The following is a 23,298-nucleotide window of genomic DNA, read 5'->3' on the forward strand; positions in this document are numbered from 1 at the left end:
AAAAAGCCAGGCCTGAAAATGGAACCGGAAATCGATAGCAACGCGCTGACCAAGCGTGCGCTGGTCGTTCAGATCGCCAAGGATTTGGATCTGCCCCAGCAATTGGTGTATGACGTCGTCCAAATGACCCTTGATGGCATCACCGACGCCCTCCTGGACGGCAAGCACGTGGAGTTTCGCGACTTCGGCGTCTTCGAAGTCACCACGCGCAAAGCCCGGATCGGACGCAACCCCCGGAAACCGAAGGATGTCTTCAGCATTCCCGAACGCCAGGTGGTGAAGTTCAAGCCCGGCAGGCGCATGAAGCAGATCACCCGCTAAAGGCACGCCCAATGCCCGCTCAATCCATCTCTTTCGAGCCGCCCCGCGGCATGCGTGATTTCTACCCTGATGACATGGTGTGGCGCAACCACGTGTTTGAAGCGTGGCGCGCGGCCGCCACTCAGGTCGGCTTTGCGCCCTATGATGCGTGCGTCGTGGAATCGCTTGAGCTGCTCGAACGCAAGTCCGGCGAGGAGGTCTCTGAACAGATCTATGCGTTTGAGGACAAGTCGGGCCGCAAGCTGGCGCTCCGGCCTGAGATGACGCCCACGCTGGCGCGCATGATCGCCGCTCGTCAGGGCCAGCTCCAGTTTCCCATCAAGTGGTTTACGATCGCGCAATGCTTTCGCTATGAGCGGATGACCCGCGGCCGCAAACGCGAGCATTACCAGTGGAACCTCGATGTTGTCGGCGAGACCTCGGTGTCGGCCGAGGCCGAAATTCTGGCCGCAGCCGCAGCCGCGCTCCGGTGCATGGGGCTGCCCGACAGCGCCTATCAGATCCGCATCAGCAACCGCGCGCTGCTCGCCGAGTTGCTCGCCACACTCGGAATTCCAGCCCACCAGCACGCGGCCGTTTTTCTGGCACTGGACAAGCGCGGCAAGATAGCGGATGACGAAATTGCCCAATCGTTGTTGGCCGCTGGGCTCGCCCCGGACACTGTGGCCAAAGCATTCGATCTTCTGGCCATCCGGTCGCTCGACCAGGCCGAGGCCATCGTTGGCGCGCATTCGGCCGCTCTGGCCGACCTGCGCGAGCTGATGCGCTTGGCCGCCTTCTACGGCATTACGGATCGGCTGGTGTTCGATATCGGCGTCATCCGCGGCCTCGCCTACTATACGGGAATCGTCTTTGAGGCGTTTGACACCGCCGGCCAATTCCGAGCGATCTTCGGCGGCGGCCGCTACGACTCCCTGCTCACGACCATCGGCGGAACCCCGACGCCCGCCGTCGGACTCGGCTTCGGCGATGTGGTCGTGGTGGAGGTGCTGAAGGCGTGTTGCGGCGAGACCGCCGCGGCCGCGCGCTCGGGCGTCGCCGTCGGCTACATGTTCCCGGAGCAGCGCGAGGCCGCGACCCGCCTCGCCATCCGCCTCCGCGCCGCAGGGACCCGTGTGGATCTGGCGCTCGCGCCCCAAAAGCCCAAAGCATTCTTCTCTCGCGCTGGCAGCGGATCGGCCGCCCACGCCGTCTTCATCGGCCCCGACGATCTGGGCCGCGGCATGGCCAAACTCAAGAATCTCGAGACGCGCGACGAATCCGACATCGCGCTGGACCCGGCCGCGCCGTCCTGAGCTCGTTTATATGAGGCAGGATGATGCGATTCTCATCGCACAAGCGAGATTCCATTATTACCGGAGGCGCTTGTAAAACCTCCTGCGTCGGTTCTGCAAGCGCCTCTATGCACCGCCAGGACGGGCAATTGCGTCATCCAGACAGTCCCAACCATACCAGAATAAACGTTGGGACAAGAACGGGTTATGAAACGCTGGTTTCCATACGCTTGCACGGTAGCAGTCCTGGCGTACTTATGCATTTACGGACTTCTTAGATACTATGGGGGGATCAACGCAATTCAACCATGCCGCCTGACCGTGGGGGAGCCAACCCCTCGTCCCGTGACCGCAAGAGACGTTTTCGTAGATGGAGACCTTGGGATCTTCGCGGTGCCAACTCGGATCCTTTTTGCACCAGTCATGTGGATTGAGAAAGCGCATTACTGCCGACAATATCAAGAATGGAAACAGTCCCAACAGAACGTTCCAGAAGCGACTTCGGAACGTTAGCGTTCGCCGGAGAAAACGATGAGATCATGGATCACGATGCCTGATGATGTCTTCAGAACCGCGGATCACTTTGCGCGCGAGCAGAAGCTGAGTCGAAGCGCCCTCGTCACTCGCGCCGTGGAGGAGTTTCTGGCGCATCACCGGCGAGAAGGTGTGACCGAACGGTTGGACCACGTGTACGTGAGCGAGAACTCACGCCTCGATCCCGTGCTCTGCAAGTTGCAGTTTGCTTCACGGTAGACAAGCGACTCCTGACCGAGAAGGTACGGGCGCTCGACCCGGCGACCATGGCTGAAGTGGACGATGGCCTCCGGCTTGTTCTGGCCATTTGAGGATGAGGAGAACAACGGACTACGACGTTGCCTGCTTCAGTGTTGCAATGAGGCGCTCCAGCCGGGCCATCGTCTCGGGGAGTTCAACCAGTTTAGCGCGTTGTTGCTCGATCACCGCAGCGGGGGCGTTGCTGACGAATCCAGCATTGCCGAGTTTGGCTTGCACGCCCGCGAGGAAGCCGCGTGTCTTCTGCAATTCTCCCGACAGCCGTTTGATCTCGGCCGGGATATCAACCAGCCCGTCGAGCGGCAGAAAGATCGTGCCGAGCTTGGCCAGCGAGCCGGGCATGGGCAGCGCATCGGTTGCGGACGAAATCTCCACCGTCTCGGCGCGGAGTAGCGCCAACAGAATGTCGCGGTCGCGCGTCAACCGTGCCGCAGTTGTGGCGTCCGCCGCCTGCACGATGAAACGCACCGGTTTGGCGGGTGAGATGCCGTAGTCCGCGCGCAGGGCTCGTCCGGCAGTGATGAGTTCGCGACGAGCCTCGACGTAGGCGGTCACGCCGTCGGACAGGCCGTAGGCGGCCACCGTCGCAGGCGGCAGCGGCCGTGGGAATGCCGCGCGCATGATGAATTCGCCAGCCGTTGCATACCCCATCTGGTGCCACAGCTCCTCGGTGAGGAATGGCATGTACGGGTGGAGCATCCGCAGGGACTTGGAAAACACGTGCGTGAGCACCCGCAGGACGGTCTCGCGACGGGCGGCGTTCTCGCCGTAGAGGTCGTTTTTGACCGACTCCAGATACCAATCGCACAGGCCGGTCCAGAGGAATTCGTAAATCAGACGCGCGCCGTCCTGGAAGCGGAACGCCTCCAGATGGGTCTCGATCAGGGTGAGGGTCGCGTCGCAGACGGCCAGCAGATGGCGGTCGTCGTCGGTGATCCACTCCGGGTCGACGCCGGGATCCTCGGCCTGCGCCAGCGCGCGCCAGTCGAGCGACGCCTTTTCCATGTGCAGCTTCATGAACCGAGCCGCATTCCAGATCTTGGTGCCGAAGTTGCGCCCGATTTCAAACTTCTCCATATTCACGTAGACGTCCTGTCCGGTCGCCGTTATCATCATCAGCGAGAAGCGGAGGGCGTCGGCGCTGGTGGCCCCGATGACCTCCAGGGGATCGAGCGAATTGCCGAGCGATTTGGACATCTTGCGGCCCTGGTCGTCACGCACCGTCCCATGGATGTAGACCTGTCGGAAGGGGACCTCGCCCATAAACTTGAGCCCGGCCATGACCATGCGCGCCACCCAGAAGAAGATGATCTCGCTGGCGGTCGCGAGGTCGTGCGTCGGGTAATAGAACTTCAGATCGGCGCTCGCGTGAGGCCAGCCGAAGGTGCTGAAGGGCCAGAGCCAGGAGGAGAACCACGTGTCGAGCACATCTTCATCCTGTGTGATCGCGCTCTCGGGTGCGTGGCATTTCGGGCATTTCAGCGGCGAGGACTTGGCGGCCCATTCGTGGCCGCACGTGCCGCAGGTGTAGACCGGGATGCGGTGGCCCCACCAGATCTGGCGCGAAATGCACCAGTCGCGGATGTTTTCCATCCACTCACTGTAGGTCTTGTCCCAGCGGTTGGGAATGAAGCGGACGCGACCATCCTGGAGCGCCGCCAGCGCCGGCTCTGCGAGCGGCTTCATCCGCACAAACCACTGTTTGGAGAGGCGCGGCTCGACCACGGTGTCGCAGCGGTAGCAATGGCCGACGGCGTGCGGGTGCGGCTCAGTCTTGACCAGCAGGCCCCGCGCTTCGAGATCGGCCACCACCTGTTTACGGCACACGAAACGGTCAAGCCCCTGATACGGGCCAGCCGCCTCATTCATGGTGGCGTCGCCGTTCATCACGTTGATCGCCGGCAGGGCGTGACGCTGCGCCACGAGAAAATCGTTGGGGTCATGCGCCGGGGTAATTTTCACCACGCCGGTGCCAAAGGCGGCATCGACGTAGTCATCCGCGACGACCGGAATCGGCCGGTTGAGCAGCGGCAGGATCACGGTCTTGCCGATCAGGTGAGCATAACGCGGATCGTTTGGATTCACCGCCAATGCCGTGTCCCCCAAGAGGGTCTCGGGGCGGGTCGTTGCGACGGTAACATGCTCATCCGAGTCGGCCACCGGGTAACGGATGTGCCAGAAACTTCCCTGAGTATCGACATGCTCGCTCTCTTCATCGGCCAAGGCCGTATGGCAGCGGGGGCACCAGTTGACGATATAGTTGCCGCGGTAGATGAGCCCTTCGTCATAGAGGCGGCAGAAGACCTCGAGGACGGCTTCGGAGAGGCCGGCGTCGAGGGTGAAACGCTCGCGCGACCAGTCGCACGAGGCCCCCAGTTTGCGGAGTTGCCGGACAATCGTGCCGCCGTACTCCTCGCGCCACGCCCAGACCCGTTCGATGAAGGGTTCGCGTCCGAGGTCATGCCGCGACGTTCCCTCCTTGCGCAGCGCTTTCTCGACCACGTTCTGGGTGGCAATACCGGCGTGGTCGGTGCCGGGCACCCACACCACGTTCCGTCCCTGCATCCGCCGCCAGCGGACGAGGATGTCTTGGATGGTGCAGTTCAGGGCATGCCCCATGTGGAGAATTCCGGTCACATTGGGCGGCGGTATGACGATCACGTAGGGATCGCCCGGCTGCGAGGCATCGGCGTGGAAACAGCCGCCCGATTCCCACAGAGGATACCACTTGGCTTCCACGGCTTGGGGGTCGTAATGCTTATCCATCTCGTTAGTTTCCGTTTCCGTCTGGCGTCTCGCCGCTGGCCGACTGCCGGGCGGCGTCTTCAAACAATTTGTATTCCACGCTGTCCACGAGCGCCTGCCAGGAGGCTTCAATGATGTTCTCCGATACGCCCACCGTCCCCCATTGCCGCTGGCCGTCGCCCGACTCGATCAAGACCCGCGTTTTGGCCGCAGTCGCCTGATGGGGATCGAGGATTCGCACGCGGTAATCGCTGAGCGTCACGTCAGTGATGCGCGGATAGAATCGGACCAGCGCCTGCGAAAGGGCCCGATTCAAGGCATCGACGGGGCCGTGCCCCTCGCCGGCCATCAGCTCAGTTTCGCCATTGACACGCAACTTGATCGTCGCCTCCGAAACACACGGATCGTCCTTGCCGCGCTTCTCGACGATGACGCGGAAGCCCTCCAACTCGAAAAAGGGCTGGTGGGTCTGCATGACCTTCTGAACCAGGATTTTGAATGAGCCGTCGGCCGACTCGAACGAATAGCCCGCGTTCTCCTTCCGCTTGATCTCGTCCAGAACGCGGCGCACGGCTTCCTTGTCATCGGCCAGCTCGGGAATGCCCACCTCGGCCGCTTTCATCAGCACGTTCGCCCCGCCCGATAACTCCGAGACCAGAATGCGCCGCTCGTTGCCAACCGCCTCGGGCTGGATGTGCTCGAAGGTTTGAGGATTTTTCTGCACGGCGTTGACGTGCGCCCCCCCTTTGTGACTGAACGCATTGCGTCCCACATAGGGCTGCTGGGAGTCACTGCGCCTGTTCACCAGATCGTCGGTCACGGCAGAGAAGGCTCGGAGCTTTCTGAGTTTTTCCAGACCGATGCAGTGATGCCCCATCTTGAGCTCCAGCGCCGGGATGATCGAGATCAGATTGGCGTTCCCCGTGCGCTCGCCATAGCCGTTGATCGTTCCCTGCACCTGGTTGGCGCCCGCGCGCACAGCCTCCAGCGAATTGGCAACCGCCAGCCCCCCGTCGTTGTGCACGTGGATGCCGACCTGGATGTCGGGAAACCGCGCTCGCACCTGCGCGGTGATCGCAAAAATCTCGTGCGGCAGGCATCCGCCGTTGGTGTCGCACAGCACGACGCCTCGCGCACCCTCGCGGACGGCCGCATCGAGACAGCTCAGGGCATAGGCCGGGTTGTCCTTGTAGCCATCAAAGAAATGCTCGCCGTCGAAAAAGACAGCCCGGCCTTGAGTCGTGAGAAAGCCGACGGTGTCGGCAATCATCTGCAGGTTGTTCGCCTCCGTCGTGCGCAGCACGTCGCGAACGTGCAGAATCCACGATTTTCCGAAGACCGTGCAGACTGCGGTTTCGGCCGCAAGCAGTCCCTGAAGCTGCGGGTCGGCCGCCGCGTCGATATCGACCCGGCGCGTGCTGCCAAAGCCGGCCACCACGGCGTGACTCAGGCGCTCCCGGCGGATGTCCTCAAAGAATTTGCGGTCGCGTGGATTGGAGCCGGCATAGCCGCCTTCAATGTAATCGACGCCCAAATCGTCCAGCAGGTGGGCGAACCGGATCTTGCCGCTGTCCGAAAACGAAACGTCCTCTCCTTGCGCGCCATCGCGCAGGGTCGTGTCGTAGAGATGGATTTTTGCCATGATCGCACCGTCTTAAGAGGTTTTGAAATAAGCGTCATAGAGCGCCCGCACCGCGCGGGCGCGGTCGGCCGAACGGACGCCGAACATCATGCTGATCTCAGACGCGCCCTGATTGAGCATCTCGATGTTCACGTGCGCCGCCGCGAGGGCTTGGGTGGCCCGGGCCGCCATGCCGACCGTGTACTGCATCCCTTCGCCCACGACCATGATGATCGCATGCTCCCGCTCGACCAGCACATGATCGGGGGCGAGATCGGCGTGAATCCGCTCCACCACCCGCTGCTCAACCGCCGCCGTGAATTTCGCCTCGCGGATGACGACCGAGATGTTGTCAATGCCGGTGGGCATGTGTTCCCACGACAGCCCCTCATCCTCGAGGATCTGCATCAGTCGGCGCCCAAAGCCGACCTCGCGGTTCATCATGTACTTGTCAATATAGATTTGGACAAATCCGTCGTCGCTGGCGATTCCCACCACGGCGCAGGCGTCGTATTCCCGCTTGGGAACCACCATCGTTCCCGGCAGTCCCGGCCTGTTGGTGTTGCGGATGTTGACGGGGATGCCGGCTCGGATCGCGGGCAAGACCGCCTCGTCGTGAAAGACGCCAAATCCGGCATAGGCCAGCTCGCGCATTTCTCGGAAGGTCATCGCCGTGATGCCATGCTTGACCTCCGGCACGAGGCGTGGATCGACCGGATAGACGGAGTCCACGTCGGTAAAGTTTTCGTACACATCCGCGGGTATCGCGGCGGCCAGAATCGCCCCGGTGATGTCGGAGCCGCCACGCGGGAACGTTGCCACGTCACCGCCGCGGGTGTAGCCAAAAAAGCCAGGGAATATGGCAATGCCACGAATCTGCGTGAGGTGGGCCTGAAGCAGCGGGTAGGATTCGGGCAGCAACTGGGCGTTGCCAAACTCGTCGGTCAGCAGCATCCCCGCCTCCTGGGGGTCGATATACACGGCATTCGCACCGCGCGCGCGGAGAGCGGCGGCGACAAGTCTGGCGCTGTTGTCCTCTCCCGCCGCCTTGAGGCTGTCGGTGAACTTCCCCGCGTGGCGGGTCGGCCCCGCCGCGCGCCGCCGCAGATCGGCGTCAATTTCGGTGATCAGCCCGGGGGGGAGCGCGAGATCACGCTGGATCTCGGCATAACGGGCGACGACCGCCTGAACCTCTGCGGCGCAGGATTGGCCCGCCAGCGTCTGGTTCGCGCACTGGATCAACAGGTCGGTCACCTTGGTGTCGGCCTTGTTCCGCTTGCCCGGCGCCGAGACCACGACCACCGTGCGATCAGGATCGGCCAGCACAATGTCGCACACTTTGCGTACTTGTTCCGCATCTGCCAATGAAGACCCGCCGAATTTGCATACCTTGATCATAACGACTCCAACATCTCCTGTTTTAGTCCAACATCCTGAGCTTGACCGGATCCTCGCCGACGATACCCGTCGCCCGAATCTCAGCCAGCGCCGCATCCACGTCCGCCTCGCGCGCCAGATGGGTCAGCGCGACGACCGGAACAAAGCCGCCTTCCTGATCATCCGCTCCGCCTTTCTGGCTCACGGCATGGATGCTCACCCCGTGCTTGCCGAGGATGGTGGTGAACTGGCCGAGCGTTCCCGCGCGATCCACCACCATCAGCCGCAGGTAATAGCGCGAGTGAATGGCGCTCAGCGCGCGCACCCGCAGCGGCTCGGAGGAGAGCCTGGCGATGCCGCGGCTGTGGCGCGGGCTGCCGGCCAGCAGATTGCGGGCCACGTCGCCGATGTCGCCAATCACCGTGCTGGCGGTGGGCTCACGCCCCGCGCCGCGCCCGTAATACAGGGTGTCGCCCGCAAAATCGCCCCGAACCATGACCGCGTTGAACGCATGACTCACCGAGGCGAGCATGTGGTCACGTGTCACCAGCGTCGGATGAACCCGCACCTCAATCTCGGCACCATCCCGCCGGATCACAGCCAGGAGTTTGATGCGATAGCCCAGTTCGCGGGCAAATTGCACGTCGACGCCCGCCAGACTGCGAATGCCCTCGACGGCGGCCACGCTCATCGGCACCTGGAAGCCGTAGGCCAGAGATGCCAGAATCACCGCCTTGTGCGCCGTATCAAAGCCGTCAATATCCAGACTGGGGTTGGACTCGGCGTACCCTGCTGTCTGGGCGGCCTTGAGCGCCTCGTCGAAGGGGATGCTTTCGTTCTCCATCCGGGTGAGAATATAATTGCAGGTGCCGTTGAGGATGCCAAACAGGCTCTGGATCGAATTGCCGACCAGACCCTCGCGCAACACGCGGACAATCGGGATGCCGCCGCCCACGCTTGCGCCGAAATAGAGATCGACGCCCGCAGTCTCAGCCAGGGAGAAGATCTCCTCGCCATATTCGGCGAGCAGCTTTTTGTTTGCCGTGACGACCGCTTTGCCCGCCTTAAGCGCCTCGATGACCAGCGTCCGGGCAATGCCCGTGCCGCCGATCAGCTCGACGACGATATCCACCGAAGGGTCGTTGATCACTGCCCGCGCGTCGGTTGTCAGAATGGCCGGGTCAACGGCCACGCCGCGATCGCGCGCCAGATCGACATCCGCGATCCGGCGGGCCACGATATCGGCACCGATGCGATGAGCCAGCAGCTCGCGGTTTCGCTGCAACCCGTCTACCACTCCGGCACCGACCGTGCCGAAGCCAACGATGCCCACCCCAATTTGCTTCATATCCCGACTCACTTTCACTGCAACGCATAACCGTGTTATGTCAAAACGAAACATTACAATAAAAAGGACGAAGTATCAATCTTGTTGTGCATGTCGCTCTGGACAGGAATACCCGTTTCTGGCATGCTCTCTGAAATCACAGCCCCAGCTCAGTCCGGGCTTGCGTTCGTCTGATGTCGGTTGGTGGCACCCAACAGAGGAAACACATGCTATGCATATGGCCGATGCGTCTCTTTCACCAGCAGTTGGCGGAGCCCTGTGGGCGGTGAGCGCCGGGTTGCTCGCGCACTGCGCGCGCCGGGTCAGGCAAACCCTTGACGACACGCAGGTTCCGTTGATGGGCGTGATCGGCGCGTTTATCTTCACCGCCCAGATGATCAACTTTTCGATCCCGGCCACTGGATCGAGCGGGCATCTGGGCGGCGGCCTGATTCTGGCGATCCTTCTCGGGCCGCATGCGGCGTTCGTCACCCTGGCGTCGGTGCTGACTGTCCAGGCGCTGTTCTTCGCCGACGGCGGCCTGCTGGCACTCGGTTGTAACATCTTCAACCTGGGATTCTTTCCAGCGTTTGTCGCGTACCCGCTGATCTTCAGACCGATCCTGGGGCAGGCGAGGGGCGGCGTCCGGCTGTGGGCAGGGTCGGTGCTGGCGGCGGTCATTGGCCTGCAACTGGGTGCGTTTGGCGTCGTGCTGGAGACGACCCTGTCGGGACTGTCCGATCTTCCGTTTCGCTCGTTTGTGCTGCTGATGCAGCCGATTCACTTGGCCATTGGGGTTGCTGAGGGAGTGGCTACGGTGGCGGTGGTGTCCGTTGTTCAGCGAACCCGGCCGGCGTCACTGGCGGTCACGAAGGCGAGTCCGCTCGTGGCTCTCAACACAGGTCGCGCTGTGGCCGGCTTTCTCATCGCCGCTGTTGTGATCGGCGGCGGCATGAGTTGGTTCGCGTCGACGCGTCCTGATGGTCTCGAATGGGCGATGGACAAGATCCGGGGGAGCGAGGCGCCCGCACGCCTGAACGAGGGGGTCCATATGCGTCTGGCGAATGTTCAGGAGCGGATCGCGTTTCTGCCCGACTACGATTTTCCGGCGCATCCGACGGCCGCCGCCTCCGAGCCCGCGCGCTGGCCCTTGGTCAGCGCAGGCACGACGGTATCCGGTCTCGTGGGAGGACTGATCGTGCTGGTCTTGGCGGGATTGGCGGGATATGGGCTGCGTAGACGGCAGACGGCGGTTTAAGCGAATCGTGCGTGGAGTGGGGCACACATGGGATTTGGACATGATGCGGATGTCGGACGAATGGACGAACTCGGGCGTCTGGACTCGCCCGTTCACCGGCTTGACGCGCGTGTGAAGGCGTTGAGCACGATCGCTTTTCTGGTGACGGTGATGTCTTTCCCCAAGTATGAGGTGTCGGCGCTGCTGCCATTCGTCCTGTATCCCGTGACGCTCATGGCTGTGGGAGGAATCCCCCCCAGTTGCCTGTTCAGGAAGCTGCTGGTGGCCGCGCCCTTCGCGCTGGCCGTCGGCATCTTCAACCCCCTGCTCGACCGGCAGTCAGTCGCGATTCTTGGCGCACACACCCTTTCCGGCGGCTGGCTGTCTCTGGCTTCCATCGCCGTGCGCTTCATATTGACAGTCAGTACGGCGCTGACCTTAGTCGCCTGCACGGGCATCCACCGGCTCTGCGCCGGGCTGGAACAACTGGGAGCCCCACAGGTCTTCACGATCCAGTTGGAATTGCTGTACCGCTATCTCTTCGTCATCGTCGGGGAGGGCGCGCGCATGAGGCGCGCCGCCGAGCTGCGGTCTGCGGGCCGTGGCGCGCTCCGGTTGCGCACCGTTGGCCCACTCGTTGGCAATCTGCTTCTCAGGGCGATGGACCGCGCGCAGCGGGTCTATCAGGCGATGAACGCACGCGGTTTCGACGGGCGGGTGCGTGTGTTAGGCACCACCGCGTTACGCGCCGGTGATTTGGCCTTCCTGGCCGGGTGGATCGCATTCTTTGCCGTCGCCAGGAGCGTGAACATCGCGCGTGGGCTGGGGGCTTTCGTAACGGGGAATGGTCTGTGAGTCATCCTCCCATCATTGAAGTCCGCGACCTCGGCTTCGCCTATCCCTGCGGTGCAGAGGCGTTGCGCGGCGTGTCATTCCAAATCGCTCCGGGCGAAGCGGTCGGCCTCATCGGCTGCAACGGCGCCGGTAAGTCGACGCTGCTGCTGCATCTGAACGGATGCCTGGCCCCGACGCGGGGCGAGGTGCGGATCGGCGATGAACGGGTGACGCGACAGACCGTGGCGGCAGCTCGGAAAGCGGTGGGACTCGTTTTTCAGGACCCTGACGACCAGCTTTTTATGCCCACGGTTTTCGAGGATGTGGCTTTTGGCCCCCTGAATCAGGGACTTTCGGATGACGCCGCCGGAATGCGCGTCACGGCCGCGCTGGAGCGCGTGGGAATGGCACACCTGCATGCCCGCCCGCCGCACAAACTATCGGCAGGAGAGAAACGGGCCGTGGCCATTGCCACTGTGCTGGCCATGGATCCGGACATTTTGGTGATGGACGAGCCGTCATCCAACCTCGATCCGCGTGCCCGCCGCCGACTGATCCGATGGCTTCAGGGCTTTGCGCATACCCGCATCATCGCCACACACGATCTGGAATTGGTCGTTGAGGTCTGCACCCGCGTGCTCGTGATGGATGCCGGCCGGATCGTGGCAGAAGGGCCGACCGATGATGTGTTAAACGATGAGACGCTCATGCTGGCGCACGGCCTCGAACGCCCGCATAGCCTGCACCATCACCATCCGCATGAAAACGTTTCGCCGACTGGATCACGCCGTTTGTGATTTGACAAGTCAGCAGGCATGGAATATGCTCTTAAGGAAAAGCAGAATCAGCAGGTTCGTGTGTTCGCTGCTGACGCCTCGAAAAGGGGCAAAAGGGATCGGCTTCGCGTCAATTAAGGAGAACCGGACTTATGGCCAACGAGAAACAAAACGCGGATTTGGTGGCAATTGAGCGGTGTAAGGGTGCCTACGAAAGTATACGGCAGGAGGTGGGAAAGGTCATTGTGGGACAGAAAGACGTGGTGGATGATGTCCTGATGGCCCTGTTCTGCAACGCGCATATTCTGCTGGTCGGCGTTCCCGGGTTGGCCAAGACGCTGCTGATTGCGACCCTAGGCAAGGTCTTGCAGTTGGATTTCAAACGGGTCCAGTTCACCCCCGATCTGCTCCCCGGGGACATCACAGGGTCGATCGTGGTGGATGAAATACCGGGAACGGGGCGGCACGAGTTCCGCTTTGTGGAGGGGCCGGTGTTCACGAACCTGCTGCTGGCGGACGAAATCAACCGCACGCCGCCGAAGACCCAGGCGGCGCTGCTCCAGGCCATGCAGGAGCGGGAAGTGACCACGGGGCGCGAGACGCGTCCGTTGCCGCGTCCGTTTCTGGTGATGGCGACGCAGAACCCGCTGGAGCAGGAGGGAACCTACCCGCTGCCCGAGGCGCAGCTTGACCGGTTCATGTTCAACACGTTTGTGGATTACCCCAGCAACGCCGAATTGGTGAAAATCGTCCAGCAGACGACAGGCGAGCAGGCGCCAGTGGCTGGCGGCGTGCTGACAGGCGAAGAGATCATTGGTATCCAGAACATTGTGCGCCGGATACCGGTCGCCCAGCCGGTGGTGGAGTATGCCGTGCGGCTGAGCGCGGCCTCCCGGCCGAAGGATCCCTCGGCGCCCGACTTCGTGAAGAAGTATCTCAACTGGGGCAGTGGGCCGCGCGCCGCGCAGTATCTCGTGCTCGGCGCCAAGGCAAACGCCGTCTTACACGGCAACACGCATGCGTCGATCGAGGATGTGCGGCGTGTGGCCACGAGCGTCTTGCGTCATCGCGTGGCGTTGAACTTCAACGCCATGGCCGACAAGCTGACGGATGTGGAGATCGTGGCCCGGTTGCTCAAGGAAGTGCCGGCCGAAGGATGAAGGCGGTTTCAGGGTTCAGGAGCCTGCATGGGAACCTGAACCTGAACCCCTGAATCCGGATTCCGAACCCTGTCTGAACCCCGAACCCCGAACCCTGAACGATGTCAAACGGGAACAACAGTCTGACGATAGATCCGCGCCTGCTGGAGCAATTGAAAGGGATCGAGCTGAAATCCCGTTTCTTGGTGCGCGGATTCTACGAGAACCGCCACCGCACCCGGGATTTCGGCGCATCCAACGAATTCATCGAGCACAAGGACTACCAGCGGGGCGATGAGATCCGCCGCATCGATTGGCGTGTCTTTGCCCGCACCCGCCGTCTCTACGTCAAGCGCTTCGAGATGGAAGCCAACATGCGCGTCCACTTCATCCTGGACACGTCCGACTCCATGCGCGTGCCGGCTGAAGGGGGGCGCCCCACCAAGCTGGAGCTTGCCGCGACCATCACCGGCGCGCTGGCCATGATGGCGGTGTCGCAGCAGGATTCAGCGGGATTGTTTTGCATTGGCGACATGATCGATGAGGCCATTCCCGCGCGGCAGGGCATGCGGCATCTGGCGTTGCTTTTTCAGCACTTGGGGGTGCCGCGCGGTCAGGGCGGCGGGAAATTTGGAGAGATAGCCTGGACCACCTTGCAGCAAATCGGGCGGCGGGGGGTCACGTTTGTTCTAACCGATGCGCTGGATCCGCTCGATCCGCTTATTGAAACCTTGAAGGGTCTCATGGTGCGTGAACAGGATGTGACCCTGATCCAGGTGCTTGACGAGGCGGAGCTGACGTTCCCGTTCGACAAGATGACCGAGTTCCGTCATCCCGAAACGGGGCGGCGTATCATGGGTGATCCGCAGGCGCTCCGGGATCGGTATCTCGCGCGAATCACGGCACATGTGGAGAAAGTCCGCCTGTTTTGCATCCAGCACGGCGTGGATTATTTACGCCTCCATACCGGCGACGATTTGGCCGCCCTGCTCTCGTCGCATTTTGTGCAACGCCTGGTCAGGAGGAATAGCGCATGCTGAATCCGCTCATGCTCCTAGGTCTGGCGGCGCTGGGCATTCCGGTGCTGATCCACCTGATCAACCGGCGGCGGATGAAGCCCCGGCAGTTCGCGACGCTTGACTTTCTCGATCAGCAGGACGTGGCGAACGCGTTCGCTCCGGTTCCGCGCGACCTGTTACAGCTTCTGTTGCGGCTTCTGCTGCTGACGCTATTTATCCTGCTGATGGTCCGGATGACCGGACCCAGCCCGACGGTGGGACCGCGCGCGATGGCGATTGTTCTGGACAACTCGATGAGCATGAAACGGCTGACACCCGACGGCCGCCGCTTGGTTGACGTTCACCGGGAGCGCATCCTCGATCTCATACGCGGCATGAAGCAGGGCGATTTCTTCTCCTTCACGCTGGTGGGCGATCAGGTCTTTGACAGCACCGGGTTCACGAGTGATCGCGCGCGGCTCGAACAGGCCGTGACCAACGCGTGGGCGAGCGACGGCGGCGCCCGCAGCCTGATCGCGACGCTGGAAGACAGTTTGCGCGAACTGCGATCCCGGCGTGCGCCCAACACCGCCCTGATTGTGTTTTCCGATCAGCAGAGCCAAAACTATCGCTCGCAACTCGCCTCCCCGAGCTTGGCGCCGCTGCTTCGTGGAAGCCGCATCAAGCCGGTTTTCGTGCTCGATCCCCTGACGAATGCACCCAACGTGCAATTGAAGGGCGCGGAGTTCTACCCGGAGCGAATCTACCTGGGCGCGAGCGGTAAGGTGACTGCGCGCATGCACAATGCGTCGGAGACGCAGCAGGTGGTGACCGTGTCGCTGAAGAGCGGACCGGTGGCGGTGGAGACCCGGTCGTGCAACCTGGCCACCGGGGAGACCGCCCACGTAGAACTTCGCCAGTCGTTTGGGTCGCCCAATGACACGGCCTGGTGCGTGAGCCTCTCGGAGGACGGATTCCTGGCCGACAACGACGCCTATGCCACGGTGCGCATGCGCAGCCGGCGGCAGGTCCTGCTGGTCACCTCGATGCAGTATCCCAAGCCGGAGGGGCTGACTCTGGGAACCAGCGGTGCGGATCTATTGACCTGCGCGTTGAACCCCGCCGAGGCCACGGGGGAGGCCCGGGGCGAAACGTATATTTCCGTCAAGCGTGTGCCGATGATGGATCTGGAGCGCCGGGCGCTGTCGATGTACTCGGTGGTCGTGCTCTACGGTCTTGACCAACTCGCCTCGCCCGAGGTGGTCCAAGACCTGGCGGGCTATGTGCGCCAGGGCGGCGGCCTATACATCATCCCGGATACCACGGTCAACTCCTCGACGTTCAACCGGGAGTTGGCCCCGTTGTTGTCTGGATTCCAATTGGGGGATCGGCGGGATCCGAAGATCGCCGCGCCTCTCGACACCAACGAGAAAAATGTGGCGGACCCGCTGCTGACCGGGCTGATTCGCGGCGAATGGGGAACCGTCAACGACATCCGGTTCGCGCGCTATTTTGAGACGCTGGACATCGGCAGCACCCGGGCGGCGTTGAAGACGCAAGATGGCGACGTGCTTCTGGCGGTCGCCGAGATGGGGAAAGGGCGGGTGTGCATCCAGACCCACAGTTGGAATGTGGAGGACACCTCCCTACCTCGCAGCCTTTCCTTCGTTGGCGTCGCGCATGCCGTCGTGGATCACCTGTCGAGTCTGGACGCGGACACGGAAGGATACAGCGGCCCCGATCAGGTTTCGGCCGGGACTTCCCATCGAATGGGGCTGCCCCAGTTCCGCGGCCTTGGCGGGGATGTCACGCTGGAGGGCCCCCGGTCCTATGCCTTTAAGCTATCGTCGGAGGATGCTTACGTGACGGTGAAGGATATTTACGTTGCCGGCGCCTACCGCGCAACCCATCCCGCCAAGACAGCCGCCCGGGACCGGTGGTTGGCGGTGAACCCGTCCACAGACGAGTCGTCATCCGCGTTCATGAGCTCGGACGAGTTGGCGGGCCTGTGCGGTGTCGGACAGGTGACCGCGACGTCCGACCGGCTCGACGGGCTGTTCCGTCCCCGCCGCGAGCTGTTCATCCTGTTGTTGACGCTGGTTTTCGTGGCCCTGACGGCCGAGACGGCAGGCACGCTGCTGTCGCGCCAAAAGAAGGAGACGCATGGAGCAGGTGCTTAGATGGTTCGGGCTGGACCCGTTTACACAGGTTGACCGGATTACCGGGATGCGGCTCGTGACCGAGCCCGGTATGCCGCCTGCCATTGTGTGGGCGGTGGTCGTGTTCGGACTGGCCATGGCGGCGATCAATTTCCTGCCGGCGGTCAAGATGCGGATGCGGGTCCGCGTGCTGACGTTCCTGTTTCGCCTTGGGATGGTTGGCCTCTTCCTGCTGGTGCTGTTACGGGTGCATCTGGATCTGAATATCCGGCTGGCGCGCGATCAGTCTTGGCTGACGCTGGTGGATGACTCGGGATCGATGCGGACGAAGGACGTCAGGGACGGCACGCGGTTCCAGGCGGCCCTCGCCGACCTGGAGGCTGTGCGCCGGGCCGCTGGCCGCCACGTGACCCTCGATGCGGCCACGCTCAGCGGAGCACCGCTCGGCGAGGAGGCGGGGGAGAAGACCCCGACGCGTATTCACGCCGCCATCCTCCGGGAGCTGGCGGAGCGGCCGCGCCTGCAACGCTTGCTTCTGCTGACCGACGGGCGGGACGTGGAGCGGCAGGATTTTGTTGGGACCGGCGAGGCGCTGAAGTCGCACGGCGTGGCGCTGGATGTCGTGCTGTACGGCACCGACAAGCCCATGCAGGATTCGCAGATCACCGCCAAACCGGAGCGCAGCGTGATCCGGCTCGGCGAGTCGCTGTTCATTCGCGGCGCCCTGAAGGATCCCTCGGGGAAGTCGGCCTGTACGCTGACGCTTGAAGAGAACGGCAAGAAGGTGAGGGAGGTGTCGGTTCCGCGCGACTCGTTCGGCTGGTTCGAAGTCGCCTACAAGCCGGAAAAGGCCGGTCTGCACCGTTACACGCTCGCGATGGCGGAGGAGGACACCAACCCTGGCAACAACACCGTGTCCTTCTTTGCCGATGTGCTCGAGGAGAAGATCAATGTGCTGATGATCGAGGGTTTTCCCCGTTTCGAGTTCAAACTGATGAAGGTGGCGCTTGAGACCGACCCGCTCGTGAATCTGGTGACGATCTGCCACATGCCCGGCGGCGGGGTTTATGTGCAGGGCGGCGCGCTGCACGCCAATCCGGCCGTCGGCATCATTCAGAGCGAGCCAGACCTGTTCAAGTACGACGTCGTGATCCTGCGCGATGTGCCGCGTTCCCTTTTCCGGGCGGGCGATGACCAGTCCGAGACATCCATGAAGCTGCTGGTGTCCTTCCTGCAGAAGCGGGGCGGAGGGCTCATGGTCACCGGCGGGCAGAGTGTGTACCGGGCGGGCGGGTACCAAGACAGCCCGCTGGCTGCGGTCCTGCCGTTCGATCTGAGCGACCGGTTCTCGAAGGATCCGCAGTTTCCCGGCCGTTTCATCGTGAACGTCGTGAACGATCAGTACAACCACCCGCTCCTGCGGCTTTTGCCTGACGCGGCAGAGAACAAGGCCCGCTGGAACGCGATGCCCGAGCTTGACGGCTGTAACAACGTGGGATCCTTCAAGTCCATGGCCAAGCCGCTGCTGACCCGGCACACGCGAATCCGGAGCGCCACCGGCACCACGAACATCGTAGAGGTTCCGGTTCTGGCCTATCAGGACTTCGGCAACGGCAAGATTCTGGCCGCCTCCGTGGACACGTTCTGGTACTGGCAGTTGCAAGCTGATATTGACCCGCCGCCGCTCGAAACGCTGACGGCCAACATTGTCCGGTACATGGCTCCTGAGCCGGGCCTGCGGGCGGGGAGCGTCAATATTGTGGCGGAAGACCCGACGCCGACGCTGGGCGACACGGTGGTGTTGTCCACCGTGCTGCGTGACAAGAGCTACGAACCCGTGCGCGGGGCGGAACTCAAGGTGCGGGTCATAAAGCCCGACGGGCAGTCGCTGACACTCTACCCTTGCGATTTGCCGGAGCGGCCGGGCTATTATGAATACCGGTTCCCGGCCGACCAGCCGGGCGACTGGACCGCCACGGTCAGTTACGCGAAGACCAACCGGACCACCCGGTTCGTGGTGCGAAGCGAGGACGACGAGTATGCGGACCTCTCGGTGGACCGCGAGCGCATGAAGACGCTTCTGGCGGCGGCGGACGGGCGTCTGATGGAGGATCTTCCCGCCTGGGTGAAACAGGCGGACCGGCGGCCCGTCACGCAGCCGGCGGCGCGCGATCTGGAAGTGTGGAACAGCCCGGCTGTCCTGGTGTTGTTCATTTTGCTGGTGTGCGCGGATTGCTTTGTGCGCAAGCGGCAGGGACTGGCCTAGCGATGAGTAGTGAACCCATGAACGATGTTCAGCAACAGTTCAAGAGGCGGATCGACCGCTTTGGTCGCGCGCGGCGTCGGGTGGCGAACGGCAGGCAGGCCTATGCCGCTGGCGTCTCGATGCTTGGCGTCGGGATCACGGCGATGCTCCTGCTGAGGGGCTGGATCGCCAATCCATTCGTCAACTGCGCGCTGACGCTGATCGGGGGCGGCCTGCTGGTCTGGCAGTTCGTTCGCCTGGCGCGGCGATGGGAATGGCGTCGCGAGACGCTCTCCGAATCCTTCCGGCTGGAGGATCTGGCCGGCGACCTCAACAGCCGTCTGATCAGCGCCGTCGATTTTCTGAAGCGGCCCGCGCCTGTGGCGCCTTTGGTTGCCGCCCTGATCGAGCGGGCGTGTCAGGATCTGGATCGGCCGTTCGAGCATCTGATCGACCGGAGCGCGCGCAATCGCCTGCGCGTCCGGTTCGTGCTCCTGCTGGTCCTCTTCCTGCTGCTGGGGTCCGGGTTGATTTCCGGGTTCGGTTTCGCCAGGATGGGGCGCACGGTCACGCGGTCTGCGGTGGAGCTTCGGGAGATTTTGTTCCCGACTCGCTACGAACTGTTCCCGGGGACAACGGTTTGCCGGATCGGCACGCCGATGGAGGTGGGGCTTCGTTTTACCCGGTTCGGCTACCCAGACGTCACAATGCTGACCGCAGCTTCGGACCGGGAAGAGGTCGAGCGGAGCGTCCTGAAGGCTGACGCCTCGGGGCGCGTTGTCGTGACGCTGGAGTCCACGGTTGAGAGAGAATACCGGGTCCGGTTCGCCTTCGGAAAGCGCATGACCGAGGAAATGACGCTGGTGTTCACGACGACGCCCATGATCGAGAACATGCAGGTGGAACTGGTCTATCCGCTCTATACCCGGCTGGTGCCGAAGGAGTCGGAAGGCATTGTGGACCGAGTCACTGCGCTTGCGGGAACACGTGTGAATATGGGTTTCGTATTCAGCAAGGGGCTCAAATCGGCCGTGTTGACGTTCGACGACACGACGCGCATCCCGCTGGACGTGGTGGGACGCTTCGCCTCCTTGTCGTTTGTGCATGCGCTGGAGCGAGGAGCCATCCTCCAGGTCGAGGATATACACGGGTTCGCATTGGACAAGCCGCACGTCATCGACTTCGGCCTCACGGTGGACAAGCCGCCCAAGCTCTTCGTGCCCCCATTCCTGAAGGCGGACATGCCGCTGACGGCAGACGAATTGGGTGGGTTCACCTTCGGCGTGCGCGTGGAGGACGATTTCGGCGCGGCCAAGTGCGTGGTGAAGTGGCACAAATCCACCACGGACAAGCCCAACCAGGTTAAGGTGAAGGGCGAACCGATCGAACGCGTCTTCATTCCGCCCAGGCCGACGGTCGTGGCGGTCTTCGAGAATATCTTCCGCGAGCAGTCGCAAACGGCTGAGGGCGATGATCTCTTCACCTTTCAGATTGAGGCGTTCGACAACCGGGAACCCAAGGCTCAATCGACCGTTTCCGCCAGCTTCTCCATCTTCATCCGGGGGCAGGGGAGCGAGGGGGGGACGATCAACGATGGGGTGGATAATATCACGTCGAGGGTGAAGAGGGACGGCGGCCCGAGGGTGACCCGCGTGTACACGCAGGTTGGCGGATCGCGCGTGATCGGGATGCCGTCTAAGCTGGACACGACGGAAAGCGGCAAGAACGAGTTCAAGAGCGATCGGGTCACCGATAGCCGCCGAGAGGTCACCGGAGCGCGCGGCGAGACGGCCGGAGACTACGGGAAAGCCTTCTCAGGAGTCAAATGATGAAGAGCGTATTCAGATTTCAGGGTTCAGGTTTCAGCGGGGGCGCTGTCTCGGTGTCGCCCGATGGAACACGGCATGAGAAACGTGCTTCCCGCTGGGTGGGGAGCGCGTTCGACACAGCGTGCAACAGAGCCCTCCACACCATTTCTCAGACCGGGCGCCAGGTCGTCATGCTTGCGTTTTCTGTTCTTGCGTGGTGCTGCTCCAGTCTGGATTCGCACGCGGCGGCAACCTTCCGGTCGCACATGATTTGGGTGGGAGCGGAACCCCGATTACAAGTGACGGTCGATCCGGGATCGGCCGTGACCCAAACCGTCTGGATTGCCGTCAAGCCGGTCAACCAGCGCGGCGAGAGTCCCGAGGGCTTTACGACCGGTTGCGCCATAAAGCTGGCAGGGGACGGCAAGTCGGTGACGACGAACTTTCCGATATTGAATCCAAAAATTCCGCTGGAACGGCTCTGGAAGGCTCCGGGGCGGTTGGGTAAAGAGGACGTGATGATTCCCGGTGATTACATCCGGGTGACTGCGCGGGACGATGGGATCGGATTGGCCGGCGAGGTGCTCGTGTACCCCTTCAAGCCGGATTCGCCGCTGCAGTCCTGCACGGTGCGCCTCGCGGGCGGATTCAGTGACCGCCAGGCGTACTTTGCACTGCACTTTGGTCCGCACAAGCAGGGGATTGAACAGAAGGCCGCCGTCGAGTTCCATCTTCTGGATGCCGAAGGAAACCCCGTGTCGAGCGGCGATGCCGAGGTCGCCTTGTCCGACACCCAGCCGACTCATTTCGAAAAGGACGTGACGCCCAAGCGCGACATGACCGGCCCCTACACAGTCACGTTCACGGTGAACAACGAGACGCTGGGCATGCAGGTGGCCAGCGATGTTCGGTTTCCGTATGCCAACCTCCTGGTGCCGGTGTCCAGCATGGAGAGCGACACACTGGCCGACTGGCATCTTCCCGGAACGCCGCTGAGCGAAGGGGCTGCGAGATCGGTGCCCAATATCCTGTTCAGCGTCTACCAGCCGTTTGATCGCCCTTTCTTCGATGCCGAGGTGAAACACCAGGGCGCCCGGAGCCTTCGAATCGACTACCTGCCGACGGCAACGGCCACCATCGGCAGCAACGTGCGCCTGCCGGGTCTGCCCACGGCGGCGCGAATCTGGGTCAAGGGGAATAACACCCGCGACCGGCTGGTGATCGAGTGGCGAGATCCCTGCAACTTCACCGCTGCGTCCTACCAGCGTTTCATGAACGCTGCGGCCGTGGAGGTCTGCCGCTTGGATTTCTCGGACTGGAAATGTTTCACGGTTCCGGTGCTGGGCAACGGCCTGCTCGCGCGCGACAACCGATCCTATATGGCGGGGAATTCGGGCCTGGAGCCCCGGCATCCGATCCAAACTCCTTTTCATTGCGCCGCGTTGCGGGTGATTCCTGAGCCGCAGGGCAAGGCCGCCCCATCCAACGTCGCGCCGCGAAGCGTCTGGGTTGACGATCTCCTGGTGGAAACGCAGGCGCCCCGGAGCGAGCGGATGATGCTGGAGCTGCGTGGCGACACACCGGAGAGGCGACTGCAGGCCGACGCGAAGCTGATAGTCTCGGTCGGGAACGGGACGCCCTACGACATCCGCAACGGACGCATTGCTGTGACATTCCTCGATGGTGCAGGGGAAACCGTACCGGACGCTGACCTGACGGAGGGGCTCGACGTGGGCATGGGCGAGGTGGTGGTCAAGACCCTGTCGCTGGCGGCGGTCGAGGCGCGGAAGCCGCGCGGACCGGTCACGGCCGTCGTGACCGTCACGGGGCCCGTGGCGGGACAGCGGGTCCAGGGGCGCTTGGTGTTTAGCCGCCCGACGGGCGCTGGTTTGGTTTGGAATTTTGAGCGCCAGGAGCACTTCAATCCCGTGGCGCCAGCGTGGTATTACCAATCGACCTACCCCAAGCATTCGATGGTGCTCTCGGGCGGCAAGTATTACATCAGCCTGCAAGGCGGAAACCTGAACAAGAGGCCTCCGGGAGACAGTAAGCAGCCCGAGTGGGCGCTGGTCAGCACGCCCGTTGGCGCCGATCCGGTGGCGGGGGGCGCGGACGGCACGGCGCGGTCGCTGCCGTTAACGGTCACAACGAATATTCCGGTATCCGTGGTTTTGCATCCAGCCCTGCCCGGGGTTGTCGAAAGCGTCGAGATGCAGGTGTTTGGCGATGGCGTTCCCGTGATGCTGCAGGCGATTTTTGCGGACAGCGGATCTGCGGAGTTCGACCTGCCGTACCAGCAGCACGCCAGTGAGCCGGTGCGGGTGGATTGGAAGGGATGGAAAGCCTGCCGTTTCGCCGCGCCTCCAATCCCTCCGGCATACGGATCGTCGGACGGTAAAGGAAATCCGTTCTATGCGCCGCGGTATCCACTGAATCTGACCCTGTTGGCCTGGACCGAGAACGGGGGGCCTGCTGCGATCCGGGTGGACCAGGTCACGGTTAGCACGCATTTGTCGGCAAAGCAGGAACTGGTCGCCGAACTGGACTATCCGGACGAGACGATGCTGCTCGTTCCGGGGCAACCACTGAAGATGACGCTGGGCAGTATTTCAGCGGAGCCGATGTCGGTTGATGCCCGCTTCCGA

16 protein-coding genes are annotated in these 23,298 nt (G+C 62.8%); 12 read left to right on the forward strand and 4 right to left on the reverse strand.

Features of this window, described 5'->3' with window-relative positions; genetic code table 11:
• Positions 1 to 30 precede the first annotated feature (30 nt).
• The 3 genes from FJ222_02890 (at position 31) to FJ222_02900 (ending at position 2,348) form a co-directional block, all read left to right on the forward strand.
• The gene (locus FJ222_02890) at positions 31 to 321 is read left to right on the forward strand and encodes an HU family DNA-binding protein (protein ID MBM4163374.1); all 291 of its coding nucleotides are present in this window, start codon (positions 31 to 33) and stop codon (positions 319 to 321) included.
• A gap of 11 nt (positions 322 to 332) precedes the next feature.
• A complete protein-coding gene (gene hisS, locus FJ222_02895) occupies positions 333 to 1,616 on the forward strand; it encodes a histidine--tRNA ligase (GenBank protein MBM4163375.1) in 1,284 nt (427 codons plus the stop codon).
• Positions 1,617 to 2,126: 510 nt separating this feature from the next.
• Positions 2,127 to 2,348, forward strand: coding sequence for a ChpI protein (locus FJ222_02900; GenBank protein ID MBM4163376.1), 222 nt, complete (start codon positions 2,127 to 2,129; stop codon positions 2,346 to 2,348).
• Positions 2,349 to 2,459: 111 nt separating this feature from the next.
• Here FJ222_02900 and FJ222_02905 read toward each other — a convergent pair whose 3' ends face one another.
• Genes FJ222_02905 through FJ222_02920 form a run of 4 tightly spaced genes read right to left on the reverse strand, consistent with a single transcriptional unit; the run spans position 2,460 to position 9,478 of the window.
• Positions 2,460 to 5,153: a valine--tRNA ligase gene (locus FJ222_02905; protein ID MBM4163377.1), complete on the reverse strand. Its 2,694-nt coding sequence runs from the start codon at positions 5,151 to 5,153 to the stop codon at positions 2,460 to 2,462.
• Between the two features lie 4 nt (positions 5,154 to 5,157).
• Positions 5,158 to 6,774: a citramalate synthase gene (locus FJ222_02910; protein ID MBM4163378.1), complete on the reverse strand. Its 1,617-nt coding sequence runs from the start codon at positions 6,772 to 6,774 to the stop codon at positions 5,158 to 5,160.
• 12 nt (positions 6,775 to 6,786) lie between these two features.
• Complete coding sequence (locus FJ222_02915) at positions 6,787 to 8,148, reverse strand: aspartate kinase (GenBank protein ID MBM4163379.1); 1,362 nt, start codon at positions 8,146 to 8,148, stop codon at positions 6,787 to 6,789.
• Between the two features lie 25 nt (positions 8,149 to 8,173).
• Positions 8,174 to 9,478 (reverse strand): homoserine dehydrogenase, encoded by a 1,305-nt coding sequence (locus tag FJ222_02920; protein MBM4163380.1) that lies wholly within the window; start codon positions 9,476 to 9,478, stop codon positions 8,174 to 8,176.
• Positions 9,479 to 9,689: 211 nt separating this feature from the next.
• Between FJ222_02920 and FJ222_02925 the strand changes: the two genes are divergently transcribed.
• From FJ222_02925 to FJ222_02965, 9 genes are all read left to right on the forward strand, one after another.
• Positions 9,690 to 10,715: a cobalamin biosynthesis protein CbiM gene (locus tag FJ222_02925; GenBank protein ID MBM4163381.1), complete on the forward strand. Its 1,026-nt coding sequence runs from the start codon at positions 9,690 to 9,692 to the stop codon at positions 10,713 to 10,715.
• 27 nt (positions 10,716 to 10,742) lie between these two features.
• Positions 10,743 to 11,549 carry a cobalt ECF transporter T component CbiQ gene (cbiQ, locus tag FJ222_02930; protein MBM4163382.1) on the forward strand — a complete coding sequence of 269 codons (807 nt, stop codon included), beginning with the start codon at positions 10,743 to 10,745 and terminating at the stop codon, positions 11,547 to 11,549.
• Positions 11,546 to 12,325, forward strand: coding sequence for an ABC transporter ATP-binding protein (locus FJ222_02935; protein ID MBM4163383.1), 780 nt, complete (start codon positions 11,546 to 11,548; stop codon positions 12,323 to 12,325). Before cbiQ ends, FJ222_02935 begins: the two co-directional genes overlap by 4 nt.
• Positions 12,326 to 12,456: 131 nt before the next feature.
• On the forward strand, positions 12,457 to 13,464 hold the full coding sequence (locus FJ222_02940) for a MoxR family ATPase (GenBank protein MBM4163384.1): 1,008 nt from the start codon (positions 12,457 to 12,459) through the stop codon (positions 13,462 to 13,464).
• 101 nt (positions 13,465 to 13,565) lie between these two features.
• Entirely contained in the window at positions 13,566 to 14,483 is a 918-nt protein-coding gene (locus FJ222_02945) for a DUF58 domain-containing protein (GenBank protein MBM4163385.1), read from the forward strand.
• Positions 14,477 to 16,621, forward strand: coding sequence for a hypothetical protein (locus FJ222_02950; GenBank protein MBM4163386.1), 2,145 nt, complete (start codon positions 14,477 to 14,479; stop codon positions 16,619 to 16,621). The genes FJ222_02945 and FJ222_02950 overlap by 7 nt, the downstream gene beginning before the upstream one ends.
• Positions 16,605 to 18,866 carry a hypothetical protein gene (locus FJ222_02955; protein ID MBM4163387.1) on the forward strand — a complete coding sequence of 754 codons (2,262 nt, stop codon included), beginning with the start codon at positions 16,605 to 16,607 and terminating at the stop codon, positions 18,864 to 18,866. The genes FJ222_02950 and FJ222_02955 overlap by 17 nt, the downstream gene beginning before the upstream one ends.
• A 2-nt stretch (positions 18,867 to 18,868) precedes the next feature.
• Positions 18,869 to 20,674 (forward strand): hypothetical protein, encoded by a 1,806-nt coding sequence (locus FJ222_02960; protein MBM4163388.1) that lies wholly within the window; start codon positions 18,869 to 18,871, stop codon positions 20,672 to 20,674.
• Between the two features lie 170 nt (positions 20,675 to 20,844).
• Positions 20,845 to 23,298, forward strand: a 2,454-nt coding sequence (locus tag FJ222_02965) for a hypothetical protein (protein MBM4163389.1), incomplete at its 3' end; no start/stop codon positions are given.

The sequence above is a fragment of the Lentisphaerota bacterium genome (assembly GCA_016873675.1).
Classification (GTDB): Bacteria; Verrucomicrobiota; Kiritimatiellia; order RFP12; family JAAYNR01; genus VGWG01.